Source organism: Mucilaginibacter sp. NFX135 (genome assembly GCF_048565145.1).
In the GTDB taxonomy this organism is placed as follows: Bacteria; Bacteroidota; Bacteroidia; order Sphingobacteriales; family Sphingobacteriaceae; genus Mucilaginibacter.
In genome coordinates, this window is sequence record NZ_CP183412.1 from 5263802 (window position 1) to 5276537 (window position 12736).

General features: G+C 44.3%; 18 protein-coding genes. 7 read left to right on the top strand and 11 right to left on the bottom strand.

The features are described 5' to 3' along the window. Window positions 1-9: 9 nt before the first annotated feature. The 6 genes from ACNURT_RS21855 to ACNURT_RS21880 all read left to right on the top strand — a co-directional run bounded on the left by ACNURT_RS21855 (window position 10) and on the right by ACNURT_RS21880 (window position 6291). Window positions 10-159, top strand: a complete 150-nt coding sequence (locus ACNURT_RS21855; RefSeq protein ID WP_255366831.1) for a winged helix-turn-helix transcriptional regulator — start codon at window positions 10-12, stop codon at window positions 157-159. Between the two features lie 93 nt (window positions 160-252). After that, the gene (locus ACNURT_RS21860) at window positions 253-1131 is read left to right on the top strand and encodes a helix-turn-helix domain-containing protein (protein ID WP_090463391.1); all 879 of its coding nucleotides are present in this window, start codon (window positions 253-255) and stop codon (window positions 1129-1131) included. Window positions 1132-1173: 42 nt separating this feature from the next. Beyond that, window positions 1174-2424 carry an MFS transporter gene (locus ACNURT_RS21865; protein ID WP_419699495.1) on the top strand — a complete coding sequence of 417 codons (1251 nt, stop codon included), beginning with the start codon at window positions 1174-1176 and terminating at the stop codon, window positions 2422-2424. 25 nt (window positions 2425-2449) lie between these two features. Further along, the gene (locus ACNURT_RS21870; protein WP_218128192.1) at window positions 2450-3511 is read left to right on the top strand and encodes an alpha/beta hydrolase; all 1062 of its coding nucleotides are present in this window, start codon (window positions 2450-2452) and stop codon (window positions 3509-3511) included. Window positions 3512-3581: 70 nt separating this feature from the next. Further along, window positions 3582-4127, top strand: coding sequence for a YbhB/YbcL family Raf kinase inhibitor-like protein (locus ACNURT_RS21875; protein ID WP_090463385.1), 546 nt, complete (start codon window positions 3582-3584; stop codon window positions 4125-4127). 676 nt (window positions 4128-4803) lie between these two features. Further along, the gene (locus ACNURT_RS21880; protein ID WP_090463382.1) at window positions 4804-6291 is read left to right on the top strand and encodes a serine hydrolase domain-containing protein; all 1488 of its coding nucleotides are present in this window, start codon (window positions 4804-4806) and stop codon (window positions 6289-6291) included. Between the two features lie 95 nt (window positions 6292-6386). On the opposite strand, the gene ACNURT_RS21885 is transcribed toward ACNURT_RS21880, so the two are convergent. The 11 genes from ACNURT_RS21885 to ACNURT_RS21935 form a co-directional block, all read right to left on the bottom strand. Then, window positions 6387-6671 (bottom strand): helix-turn-helix domain-containing protein, encoded by a 285-nt coding sequence (locus ACNURT_RS21885; RefSeq protein ID WP_090463133.1) that lies wholly within the window; start codon window positions 6669-6671, stop codon window positions 6387-6389. A 322-nt stretch (window positions 6672-6993) separates the two neighbouring features. Further along, window positions 6994-7164, bottom strand: coding sequence for a hypothetical protein (locus tag ACNURT_RS21890; protein WP_419699496.1), 171 nt, complete (start codon window positions 7162-7164; stop codon window positions 6994-6996). A 176-nt stretch (window positions 7165-7340) separates the two neighbouring features. Further along, a complete protein-coding gene (locus ACNURT_RS21895; protein ID WP_419699497.1) occupies window positions 7341-7493 on the bottom strand; it encodes a hypothetical protein in 153 nt (50 codons plus the stop codon). Beyond that, window positions 7490-7639 carry a hypothetical protein gene (locus ACNURT_RS21900; protein WP_419699498.1) on the bottom strand — a complete coding sequence of 50 codons (150 nt, stop codon included), beginning with the start codon at window positions 7637-7639 and terminating at the stop codon, window positions 7490-7492. Before ACNURT_RS21900 ends, ACNURT_RS21895 begins: the two co-directional genes overlap by 4 nt. Continuing rightward, window positions 7626-7865: a hypothetical protein gene (locus ACNURT_RS21905; RefSeq protein ID WP_419699499.1), complete on the bottom strand. Its 240-nt coding sequence runs from the start codon at window positions 7863-7865 to the stop codon at window positions 7626-7628. Before ACNURT_RS21905 ends, ACNURT_RS21900 begins: the two co-directional genes overlap by 14 nt. A gap of 48 nt (window positions 7866-7913) precedes the next feature. Beyond that, on the bottom strand, window positions 7914-8354 hold the full coding sequence (locus ACNURT_RS21910; RefSeq protein WP_419699500.1) for a DUF4142 domain-containing protein: 441 nt from the start codon (window positions 8352-8354) through the stop codon (window positions 7914-7916). An 87-nt stretch (window positions 8355-8441) separates the two neighbouring features. Then, window positions 8442-9509, bottom strand: a complete 1068-nt coding sequence (locus tag ACNURT_RS21915; RefSeq protein ID WP_419699501.1) for a zinc-dependent alcohol dehydrogenase — start codon at window positions 9507-9509, stop codon at window positions 8442-8444. A gap of 22 nt (window positions 9510-9531) precedes the next feature. Continuing rightward, window positions 9532-10278 (bottom strand): SDR family oxidoreductase, encoded by a 747-nt coding sequence (locus ACNURT_RS21920; protein ID WP_419699502.1) that lies wholly within the window; start codon window positions 10276-10278, stop codon window positions 9532-9534. A 12-nt stretch (window positions 10279-10290) separates the two neighbouring features. Next, the gene (locus tag ACNURT_RS21925; protein WP_419699503.1) at window positions 10291-10743 is read right to left on the bottom strand and encodes a BON domain-containing protein; all 453 of its coding nucleotides are present in this window, start codon (window positions 10741-10743) and stop codon (window positions 10291-10293) included. Beyond that, entirely contained in the window at window positions 10740-11309 is a 570-nt protein-coding gene (locus ACNURT_RS21930; RefSeq protein WP_419699504.1) for a YetF domain-containing protein, read from the bottom strand. The genes ACNURT_RS21925 and ACNURT_RS21930 overlap by 4 nt, the downstream gene beginning before the upstream one ends. 153 nt (window positions 11310-11462) lie before the next feature. Further along, a complete protein-coding gene (locus ACNURT_RS21935) occupies window positions 11463-12149 on the bottom strand; it encodes a YetF domain-containing protein (RefSeq protein ID WP_419699505.1) in 687 nt (228 codons plus the stop codon). 432 nt (window positions 12150-12581) lie between these two features. Between ACNURT_RS21935 and ACNURT_RS21940 the strand changes: the two genes are divergently transcribed. Further along, window positions 12582-12713, top strand: coding sequence for a hypothetical protein (locus ACNURT_RS21940; RefSeq protein WP_419699506.1), 132 nt, complete (start codon window positions 12582-12584; stop codon window positions 12711-12713). The last annotated feature ends 23 nt before the right edge of the window (window positions 12714-12736 follow it).

Sequence of the window (12736 nt, forward strand, 5' to 3'; positions counted from 1 at the left end):
TTTACACGGTTGAAAGTAGATTATGAATTGACAGATTTTGGCAAATCTCTTATTCCTTTACTTAAATCCATCGCTGAATGGGGAAAAGAAACGGCAGAAAAAAACAAAAACATAAAATACACCCCTAACGAAGGTATGGATTGTTCAATCCAGAAATAGTTTCTTGCGCATCAAATCCTTAATCGCCTACACAGTTCTAAATGTTCAGCATAAGTTGCTTGACATCCAGGTTTGAATTTTATAATTTTGTGCATGAAAGATCAAACGCCTCGCGCAGTTTCGGAATTTAACAAGGAACTTAAACTAAAAGGCTTTAATATATTCAAAATTGAGGAAGACAGTAACGCCACACGCATTTACAGCCGGAAAGACTTTTATAAAATTTGCTTAACGACCGGCAAAAGTATTATTCATTATGCTGACAGAAGCTTTGAAGCCAATGACACGGTGTTGTTTTTTGGCAATCCCCATATTCCTTATTCCTGGGAGACGCTTTCAACCACTTATGTCGGTTATACATGTCTTTTTTCTGAAGATTTTTTAAAGCTTTCTGAGCGCTCCGAAAGCTTACAACAATCTCCGTTTTTTAAGATTGGTGGTACGCCGGTCTTAAAAATTAATCATCAGCAGCGGGATTTTTTAAATACCATCTTTCTGAAAATGATTGAAGAACAACGCACAGATTATGTTTACAAAGATGACCTGATCCGTAATTATATCAATCTTATCATACATGAGGCACTTAAATTACAGCCTTCAGAGAACTTTGATCAGCATAAAAATGCGGCGTCCCGCATCACATCGGTTTTTCTTGAATTGCTTGAACGTCAGTTTCCGATAGAAACGGCTGACCGTCCCCTGCAATTGAAGACCGCACAGGATTATGCCAGGAACCTAAATGTCCATGTCAACTATCTCAACCGGTCAGTTAATGAAATTACCGGGAAGTCAACGACAGCGCACATATCCGAACGGGTACTTCATGAGGCCAAGGCCATGCTGCAGCATACCGATTGGAACATTTCTGACATCGCCTATGCCCTCGGCTTTGATTATCCTTCTTACTTCAACAACTTCTTTAAAAAATTAGCAGGCACGAATCCCCGCAATTTCAGGGCGTCCGAGATTTGAAATTCTTAAGTATTGGTTTGAAATCTTTTAACTTGGGCGGCAATGCCTGCAGTACTTTTGCATCTGAAAAACAAATCAGATGCTATGAACATCGCAGGAAAGGAAAGTCCGGAATTAAAATTTGATACGTCTGTTGCAGATCTCCAACCATCCTGGAATGCAGTGTACGCTATTTCTCTGGGTGTAGCTTGTCTGATCATTTCGGAGTTCTTGCCAGTCAGTTTGCTGACCCCAATGGCTAAAAGCCTAAATATAAGCGAGGGAACAGCCGGTCAGGCAATATCGGTAACGGCAATAGTTGCCATGGCCTCAAGCCTGTTTACGGGCGTGTTAACTAAAAAAACGGACAGGCGATGGGTACTGTTAGCATTTTGCGTGTTGCAGGTCTTATCCAACCTCCTGGTAGCGCTCTCACCGAATTTTACATTTTTGCTGGCTGGCCGAATTTTATTAGGCATCGGGCTCGGCGGATTCTGGGGTATGGCCGCAGCGACAGCTATGCGCCTGGTACCACCTAAATTGGTTCCCGGAGCACTCTCCATCATATTTGGGGCAGTATCTGTTGCCACAGTAGCGGCGGCACCATTGGGAAGCTATTTGGGAACGCTGCTCGGTTGGCGAAACGTTTTTTTCATTGTATCAGGACTAAGTGTAGGTGCGCTGGTCTGGCAGGCGGCAACGCTGCCTTCGATGCCAACACAAAACCCGCCCGGTTTAGGTTCCGTGTTAAAACTGCTGAAGCGCCCCGCTGTCAAAGGAGGTATGCTGGGGACGTTCTTCATGTTCATCGGCTATGCATCGTTATTTACTTATCTCCGTCCGTTCCTGGAGAAAGTTACTGGGGTTGCTAATGACCAGCTTTCCGTTTTGCTCCTAGGGTTCGGTGTCGCGAATCTTATTGGAACAGTACTATCGAAATACCTTTTTGAGTGGAGCTTACAACGCTCTCTGATCCTTATGCCATTTTTAATGTGCGGCATAGCTGTTCTTCTGCCAATATTCGGGAACATCATCCCGGTCGCTTTTTTATTGACTGCATTTTGGGGAATGTTTTTGGGGGTAATCCAGGTAGGCTGGACGGCGTGGCTGACACGTGCGGTACCGGATGAAACTGAAAGCGGCGGCGGCTTGCAAATCGCGATTATTCAACTTGCTATAACCACGGGTGCGGCATCAGGCGGAATCATGATGGATCACACCGGCGTTAAAGGCGTTTTCCTTGCCAGCGCTGTTTTTACGTTCGTCGCTGCCCTGGCCGCTATGCTGGCCTTTAAGAAAAGAGAAAACAAATAATATAAATAATTAAACACATAGACCAATGAAATACTTAGCAGGAATAGTGCTGTTCTCAATGATGATGACAGGACATATACAGGCACAAACACAAAAAAACAAATTGAAAATGGAACAGATCTCAGCAACAGGCTTTACTACCTTTAAGGTAAGCGATAAGGTAAATTTATACCGGGTTTCTTTTTTAAACCAGTATCAGATGGAGGTTATAGGCCACTTTTTTATTCCTAAAAATCTCGATCAGAAGCAAAAGCAACCCGCTATCATCGTAGGTCATCCAATGGGCGCTGTTAAAGAACAGGGTGCGGATGTGTACGCCTCTACACTGGCAGACCGTGGATTTATTACACTGGCCATAGATCTGTCCTTTTGGGGAGAAAGTGAGGGTAAACCGATTAATGCGGTCTTGCCGGATGTGTATGCCGAGGACTTCAGTGCTGCGGTCGACTTTTTGGGTACACGTTCATTTATTGACAAAGAGCGCATCGGCATTATCGGAATTTGCGGTAGCGGAAGTTTTGTGGTGAGTGCGGCTAAAATCGATCCGAGGCTGAAAGCAATTGCAACCGTGAGTATGTATGATATGGGTGCTGTTACCCGCAATGGGTTGAACAAGTCGCAAACACTTGAACAGCGCAGGCAATTCCTGGCTGCGGCTGCAGAGCACCGTTATGCTGATTTCTTGGGCGGGAAACCCAATTATATGAATTATCTGCCGGAAAAATTACCTGCGGACGCTGATACAATACGCAAGGAGTTCTTTGACTTTTACAGAACAAAGCGTGGTATTCATATCCCCAAGGGACATACCCTGATGGAAACAGAGAACCGGACCAATTCTGCGGAAGTAAAATTTATGAATTTTTATCCTTTTGATGATATTGAAACCATTTCGCCGCGCCCAATGCTTTTTATTACCGGTTCAAATGCCCATTCAAGGGAATTTAGTTTTGATGCATATAAAAGGGCTGCGGAGCCGAAGGAATTGGTTGTAATTCCAAATGCCGGACACGTTGACCTTTACGACCGGACAGATTTGATTCCTTTTGATAAGCTGGAAGCTTTCTTTAAAACCAATTTAAAATAAAACACCTGAAGACAGTCGGTGCCCTGCGATTAAGAAGCCGGATCGTATTAACAATTTTGAAACAAATAAAATGAAAAGAACAAGTTTAATCATCTGTTTCCTGCTAATCACAGCTACAGGTTTTGCCCAGAAGACATTTACGCTTTATAGTAAAGACCTGCAGGGGCAGGCTACCATGAAAGAAAGACTGAATGGAGCCGGCTGTACCGGTCAAAATCAATCTCCGCAGCTTTCATGGACAAACGCTCCGGCAGGTACTAAAAGCTTTGCTATTACGATGTACGATAGTGATGCGCCGACCGGAAGTGGTTGGTGGCATTGGATTATGTTCGATATTCCCGCTAACGTTAATGAGCTTGTTACAAATGCCGGAAAGATTTCGGCAAACCTGGCTCCAAAAGGTGCAATACAATCTCTCACCGACTTTGGTGTTGGCGGGTATGGTGGGCCTTGCCCGCCTGCTAATACAGGCATACACCAATATATTATAACGGTGTATGCACTTAAAACCGATAAACTGGGATTAAATGCAAGCACCCTTCCTCCTGGCGTCGGATTTACGATTTATAAAAATACCCTGGCGAAGGCAAGTTTGGTATTTTACGATCAATATTAAATGGGTAAGACTAAAAATTAGCATGGCAACTGTATTTGGCATTTAAACAGGATAGCAAGTATCTAAAGCATAACTACAGGGAGGGCACATGATGTGCCCTCCGGCTCTTTGACCAGTATTTCCCGCCAGGACCAGGGTTTAGCATCGGGCGGATAGCAATGCAATGTCCTCATTAAATTTCTTCCAGAAAATCAACTACTATAAAAAATCAAATAATTACCTGTAAAACAGTAAATTAAAATAAAAAAATCGTTAATATATTTGCCCACTGCCCGTAAGGAGAATGGGCTTGAACCAAAATGTGCCCCTATTTCACTTAAACGCAGGTTTAAAAATGGGATAAAATTAAAAATGGCTTTTACGATATCGTAAAAGCCATTTCGCTCCCCAGACTGGACATAACTCGAACCATTTGATTGAACAACTGATGATTTTGAACGGATTACAGATTGCTTAGGACAGTAGTCAATTCCGGTGTGACCTACGAAGATTCTTTGCGAAAGTTGAGCGGCTTTTTGTTTTCTTATAATTCGGTGAAAACATCGAGATCTAGCTGAACATAGATTATTTTCGTGATTTTTGTTCATAAAAACCCATTCACTATTCCAAAATAAAATCTTATTTCGTGGTGTAACATAGGGCAAAATCGGATATCTTACAAGCATACTTTATATTTATGAACTTTACAAATACTATCAAAATCCTTTTAGTTGCAGCTTTTCTCACACCAATTTCTTCGCAAGCACAAAACCTTACATCCGACAGCATTGATGTGTTTATTAAACAAAAGATGCATCAGAAACATATCCCTGCATTGCAACTTGCTATAATACACAATAACAAGATCATTAAAACAACAACATATGGTACAGCTAATCTTGAATATAATATTGCTGCTACCGATAAAAGTATCTTTTCTATAAACTCTATCACAAAAGCCTTCACAGGTGTGGCTATTATGCAATTGGCCGAGGAAGGAAAACTCAAAATCACAGACCCTATATCCATGTACCTGGATAGCTTGCCTGTTGCATGGCAAAAAATTACTTTACAACAGGTGTTGACGCATACTTCCGGATTGCCCGATATACTTGACGAAGATGAAATGGTACTTGGACATGGAATAGAAAAACTTGCATTGAAACAGGTAAAAGCCTTGCCAATGGAATTTAATAGAGGTGAAAAATTCAGTTATAACCAAACAGGTTATGTATTGCTTGGCCAAATCATCAATAAATTAAGCGGCATGCATTTCACTCAATTCATTGAAGAAAGACAATTCAAAGTGGCTGGCATGCCTTTAACCCGGTTCGGAGACTCTTATGACGTCATTCCAAATACTGCAGGTGCTTATAGGATGACCAAAATGGTTGATGGTCAATTTACGATGAACAAAACGCCTGGTACAGCATATATCCAATTTCCTTTGTTTTTTAGAACCGCAGCTGGTATATTGTCTACAGCTGGGGATATGGCTACTTGGATTATTGCATTAAAAGAGGGTAAGCTATTGAAGGACAAAGCAAGTATTGAAACCCTGTGGAAACCGGCGATCCTGAATAATGGAAAAATAGGCGGATTTAACGGACTAACCAATGGTTATGCTTTGGGATGGCCAACAGTTACCAGGGATGAGCATCCTGCTGTAGGCCCGGTAGGCGGCGGCAGGTCTGCACTGTTTGTTTACCTAAAAGATGATCTTTCCATTGTTGTATTGACCAATCTAATGGGTGGTAACCCTGATCAGTTCATCGACGAAATCGCCGGGTACTATATCCCCGATATGCATGAGGCAAATGGTTTTGGCTTAGCTCCGAACCTTAAAAAATTAAGAGCCCAATTATTAACAAAAGGTTTTGATAAGGCTGTTTCTGTTGCTTCTTATTTAAAAAAACGAGATACTTCTTTCCGGTTGGAAGAAAATTCACTTAACACCTGGGGATACCAGTTGTTGAATCAAAAGAAAACTTCCGAAGCACTTAATATCTTTAAATTGAATACGATCCTCTATCCGGGCAGTGCTAATGCCTATGATAGCTATGCAGAAGTATTGGAGATAGCCGGTAATAAACCCGAGGCACTCACCAATTATAAAAAATCAATCCAGCTAAATCCAAATAATAAAAATGCTGCAGAACAAATAAGGAAACTTACTTCAAATTAGATTTTCACCCTGAGCCTGGGCTCGAACCAGCGATGTTCTTATTGATAGTCAAATCTAAAATATCACAAAAAACTCAATATAAACAATAGTCACAACTAATTAAAAACCGAGCGCTTGCTTCTGTCCACATCATTCAAAATTTTCAGAATATCATCATACTTATAGTAAAGTATACCACCTATTTTAGAAAAAGGGAGTGTACCATTATCTCTTAACGTTTGCAAGGTGTTTGTTGAAATTTTAAGCAGATTTTTAACCTGGTAACTCTTTAACCATTTTCGAGGTTCTTCGGTTGATTTGCCTACGATTGAAATAATTTTATTAATTAAACGCTCTTCGAACTCCTGCAAGTCCTCCTTCGTAATAATCTCTGCTGCCATAATCGTTATTTATTATTTGGTGATTAAACTGACCCAATTTCACTATTTCCCAAAACGATCTTATCCGATTTACTCCGACTCGGAGTAACAATTTTTAATTTATATATCAATCTACTGTTAAAATTTTTTATTTATTTTTGCAAAGCAGAACGTTAATAGCGTGCAGATTGCTGATTAAATTTCGATTTTAAAGTCAATACCTAACCGGTAACCTTTAAAATTACATACTTTGTAAGCATTTAAAAATCAATAGATTACGACTAAAGGTTCGATCCCAGCTGATACCACAAAAAAGCCTTCTCATTTAATATGAGAGGGCTTTTTAATTAACATTGACCGCCGGTTCCTCATTCTTATCCGTATAACGATCCGCGATCTGCTCATCATTTTCCAGACCAATACTACCCAGGTCTTTTATTCCCTGGTTATCACGTCCATTGCCGGAAGGGTTTCCTTTCGGCGGCGTAAAGCCGCCATGTGCTGTCTTTGCCATAATCTGTTCTTTAAACAGGCATCCGGAGCAAATAACGGCGATGCCAAGCTTATTCAGAACAGCATGCTATCGTTCTATTCAGTCCATATCTTCGGTCAATGCTGACTTGCGGATGCCTTGCATGATGGCTTCCCGGCAGGCGCTGGCCTCGCCGAATATATTGATCAATGGTTCCATCATCTTTTAACCGGCGCTTTACCACAAATGGCGACCGGCTTTTTTTGCTTAATCGTTTTGCGGGCGTACCAGGCATAAATCAAAGAGGTAGTTACCAACAGCAAAAAGGCTATCAGCAAGGTGAGTAAAAACTTTTTTCCTTCTGTTTTCATTGCACATAACGAATCGATACGTACTTCGCTGTCATCAGGTTAATGCCCGGCGAACAGCCACCGAAATAAATCAATAGGAGCAGCAAGATCAGCGTGGCCAGGTTTTGCTGGTAGCTATTACCAAAATTGCCGCTAATCGCTTCCATTGGTTTTGACGATCTTATTATAAATACCAAGAAGTAAAAAAGGCGCGGCCCACTGGCCGACAAAAAGCGCCTTATCGTCTTTTTTCATCAGTTTACAGGTTAACGATATCGCCATGGCCGCGATCGCGGCGCCTAAAAAAACGGTAGACGGGATCTTTGCCGTTTGTTCTTCGATCTGTTTGGTTAAATTTCCTTCGCTGTGTTCGGGATTGTTCAAATTTGTCATGATTTATTTTTTAAAGTAATTGCCAATTTAGCGTTGATTAAATGCGGTTTACTCGTTGCTGACCTGGGTTTGCAGGGTTTGCGAATCTGTTAGGTGTTCCTTTAACGTCGGCAGCTTACCGGAAGCAAAATTGCGGAGGTCGGCATCGGGCACCCCGCTGTTACCGGCAGCGTTCTGGAACAAGGCGATGGTCTCCTGGTGCGAGGTGATCATCATCATGGCAAACTGCTTGTCAAAAGCGGTGCCGCTTAGTCCAGCCAGCGTATTGTAATTATTTTGCTCTTTCGTTGCCATGGCGGTCGGCACCGTCCAACCTTTTTTAGCCGCGAGCGTGGCCATTTCGGTAGCTGCCTGCCCGTGATCGGTCACCATGTGGTTCCCAAAGGCTTTCACATTGGCGTTGGTGCTATTGTGCAGGGCCAGGTTGCCGGCGGCAATTTCGAACATGTTGCTGCTCGAAGCCTGTGTAACAAAGTCCTGGTTGCTCATGGTATAATGATCGTCACTTCATTTCCACCCAAAATAAGTATACACTGGGCATCTAATACCGATTCAGCAGTTATCTGTTTAGTCATCTTAAATATTAAGTGCAACAAATACAGCGTGCGTGGATTCTTTCTTTTCAGCAGTGTCAAAAGCCTGATTGATATCGTCCAATGAAAAACGGTGCGTGATCATTTTTTTTGCGTTCATTTTACCTTTGGCCAGCAGGTCAAGGCTAATCTGCATTTCCGGATAAATATCCCAATACGAATAGCTTGCACTCATGATCAGCTTGATCTCGGCCATCTGAATATGGCTCCAGTCCAATGCGATCTGCTGTTCCTTTTCAAAACCGCCAACTACGACTACTTTACCGCCGATGCGCACGCAGGAGACGGCCTGCGGCAGCGTCACCGGCATGGCGGTGCCGCCGGCACATTCAAAAACGATGTCGGCACCGCGACCTGATGTAAAGGCTTTTACCTTTTCCTGTATATCTTCTTTTTCCGGGTTGACCACCTGATCGGCGCCGAGTTCCCCTGCCAGTTGCAGTGCGGAGTCTACCTTGTCAATGATCAGCACATCGGCACCGCTTAGCTTAGCCAATTGTAGCTGCCCAAGTCCGATGCAGCCGGCACCGATCACCACCACTTTATCATTCAGTTTGATACCGCTCAACTGAATGGCGTGCAAACCGACCGAAAACGTATCAAGCAGTGCGGCTTCTTCAAAACTGACATGATCTGGCAGTTTATAAAATTTACGGCATGGTCCGGCTACATATTCCGCAAATGCCTGGGATAAAGTGCGCATCCTTACCGGGTAAAGGTTCGGGCATAAGTTATAATGCTGAATATTACACCATTCACAGGTATCATCGCCCAGTAAAGTTTCGATCACTACCCGGTCGCCTGGCTTTATATTTTTCACATCGGGCCCAACTTCCACTACTTCACCCGCCAGTTCATGACCCATGATTTTACAGGTGAGTTCATGCTCGGCTTTTTTCCAGTGGCGCAGGTCGGTGCCGCAGATACCCGCAACACGGATCCGTGCCAGCACCCAATCCGCTTTTTCGAGCTTCGGCCGGCCGACATTCTCCATTTCGAAGGTTCCTTCTTCCGTTTTTAAAGCGGCCTTCATTCCTTGTTCTTTTTCCATTGATAGTTTTAATTAGTTATATTTAAATCAGTTGCAATCTCGGCCGTAAACGGATCTCCACCACATCACAGCGTTCATCCTGCGCCAGTGCGTAACAAACAGCCGCGGCGATATCTTCTGCCGTCATCATTTCCTGTTTATCCACGGCCTGCTGTTTTTCATCCGTAGTCTGAGGCTGCATATCGGTGTCTACTGCTCCTGGTTCAATCAGGGTAATGCGTACACCACTTTCATTCACTTCTTTTCGCAGGCTTTCCGCAAAGCCTTGTATGCCGGCCTTAGTGGCTACATAAACGGAACCGTCAGGCTCCCGCACATCAGCGCTCATCGAGCCGATCAGCACGATATGTCCGCTTTTATTTTTCATGCGGTCCAGCGCCATCCGTGAACAGGCTATATATCCCAATAAATTTGTGTTCACTACCCGCTGCCAGTCAGGATAACCACCTTCCATCACGGAACCGTAGGCCAGGGCGGCATTGTTAACCATAATATCAAGTTTGCCTTCAAAAATCCGGTCGGCTTCCGCAAATAACTGCCTGATCCCTTCGTTAGTCGAAAGATCACTGGCGATCCCATGGAGTTGACCTTTACCGTTCATTTGGTTCCAGGCGGCAAACGTATCTTCCAGATGTTGTTGCTCCTGGCCTGCGATCAACACCCTGCCGCCTAAAACGGCAAGCTGCAATGCTATTTCCCGACCAATACCTGTTGTGCCGCCGGTCACCAGGATACGTCGGCCGCTAATCTTTTTTGTTAATTCTTCCATATGTTTGATTGTTTATTGCACCGAAAGACTGTCTTTGATCGTTCCGTGATATTTTGATTGCACATCTTTAAGCAATTGACCTTTTAACTCAGGTGCTACTGACCCTTTCAGTACCATGCTCGCTGAGTCAATGACGGCCAATGTTTGCGGGTACTTGGCCAGGATGCTGTCTGTTTCGAGTTTCAGCGGCGTTAGTGCATCCAGGGCAATCGGCGTTATTGTTACCTGATAACTGACGCTTTTGATCACATGGATATTACTGATGGTTTGTTTGATCTTGTCAAACGCCTTCTGCGAAGGGCATTCGCCGGTAAAAACAACAGCGCCATGGTTAACCGTGTATTGCAAGCCAGCAAAGTATAGGTCCTGCTGTGCTTTGCTGGCAATATCCGCCCGGATCTCCTGGTCGGAGGTATGGCAACCGGCCAGGCCAAGTAGTGTTAAACCGATCAGTATTTTTTTCATGTCAATTGGGTTTTGGTGATTTCCTCCACAGCAGAGACCCATTTTTCGTTGCCGCAGTTAGGGCAACATGTGTAAGGCTTTCCTACGGGCTTTTGTGGCAGGCCGCATTGCATGCAAAGCTGCTTTTCGGTATGCTCTTTAAAGAAACTCAGCATAGCATCATCCCAGGGCGGCAGCACACATAAACCCGGCACGGGTGCAGGATTGCTGATGAGCGCGAAGTTTCCGCTTGCTTCCATATAGTATCGGCTAACGCTGCCCAGTTGCAGTACGCCCTGCGAACGGAGCTGAGCAAGTACCCGCTCATGTGAAAGTCTGGATATGCCTAACTCCTTCATATTGATCACGCCGTCGCTCACCAGCGTGCTCACCTTGCCTAACACAACATCGCCAAAGCGTTCATTTTGAAAGCTTAACCTGGCGATCAAACGTTCGACAGCGATGAGTACAAAAGCTATGATCACGGCTGGCAAAAGGCCGCGGTCTGGCGCCATCATGGGAATACCGACGGCCGCAGCCAGGGATACCAGCGCTGCCAGTTCGTTACGCGTCAACTGCGAAGACATGCGTTTGCCCATTAGACGCATGGAAACCATTAAGATCAGGTAAACCGCAAAGGCCCTGATGAATAATTCGATAAAAAAGGAGACAGGCACCTCGCCAAGAAGGATGCGTTGCCAGTCGCTGAGATGGATATCTTGTGGTTGCATAGAAAATAGTTAACTGGTTACGGCTGCTGTCCAAGTGTTTGCTCCGCAGCGCGGACAGGTTTTTTGAGCATTTTGTGGTGCAACCGCATAACCGCAGTTTACACAAGCCAAATCGTTCGAATGATGCAATAGGTTTAGCACCTGTTTGTCATCAGGCGGGGTCGTTGGCAGGCCTGCTACAGGTGCATGGGCCTTAATTGTTGTAAATACACCGCAGGCCTCCAGATATACCCGGCTTACATCTCCCAGGTTCAGGATGCCTTTACCACGCAGCTCGGCCAGCAGTTGCTGACGCGATATCCGGCACGAGCGCATCTCATCTAAGTTAAATACACCGTTCTTTAATAACGTACTGATCTTACCCTGGCTTAGTTCCTCGATGCGGGCATTCTTTAACCCCCAGCGGCTAAGCCCGCGCTGGAACAATAGCGTACAGAGCAAGACAAACATGCTTAGCGCAATACCCCGGTCGGGCGTTTGCATCGCTACCGAAACAATGGCACCCAGCGTCAGCATGACCGCCATCTCCAGGATGGTTAGCTGACCACTCATGCGCTTACCCAGCCAGCGCAGCACCAGTAATAAAAAAATATAAATAATTACGCTGCGGATGAATACCTCCAGCAGAAACATAGGTGGCGCCTGTCCAAAAAGGATGCGCTGCCAGTCGGCCAAATGGATTTCGAACTTTTTCATAGTAATTGTTGATGGTTAACAGGCCGTCTGACCTTCCGGTTCGCTGTTTTTTGCAAAACAGGTACTCTGCCCCGGCAAATGGATCAAAATAACGCGCTTCACGCGAAAAATACCGGTGAATGGAGCAAAGTACCTGATTTGCGGTTCCGCTTAAACAAATGAGGCCGGTAGGCATTTTCCTTTCATGCAAGCAAGTGATATCCAATACCTGATCGGCGGTTACACCGGCGCGATTGGCATTTATGATTTTGATGTTCGGGACAGGAAACTGCAAGCTATGGCCGGCTCGTCAGTATTGACAACCCGTCTTATTTATGTCTTGATCATATCGAGTCGTTCAATACGCCATTAGTGAGCAAGAGGAAAGCGGAATGGTGTATGCTTGTTGATCCAGTAAAGAACTTTGGAAACAAATAACTAAAAACAAAACCTATGAAATTTATTAAGAGAAGAACCCACGCCATGTTAGATTACCTGGTAGGTATTATTATGATCGCCTCGCCCTGGCTGCTTGGCTTTGCCACAGTATTCATATCCAAAGCTGTGTTTACCAAATGGTGGTGATTAGATCTGCTTTGGTGCCGGGA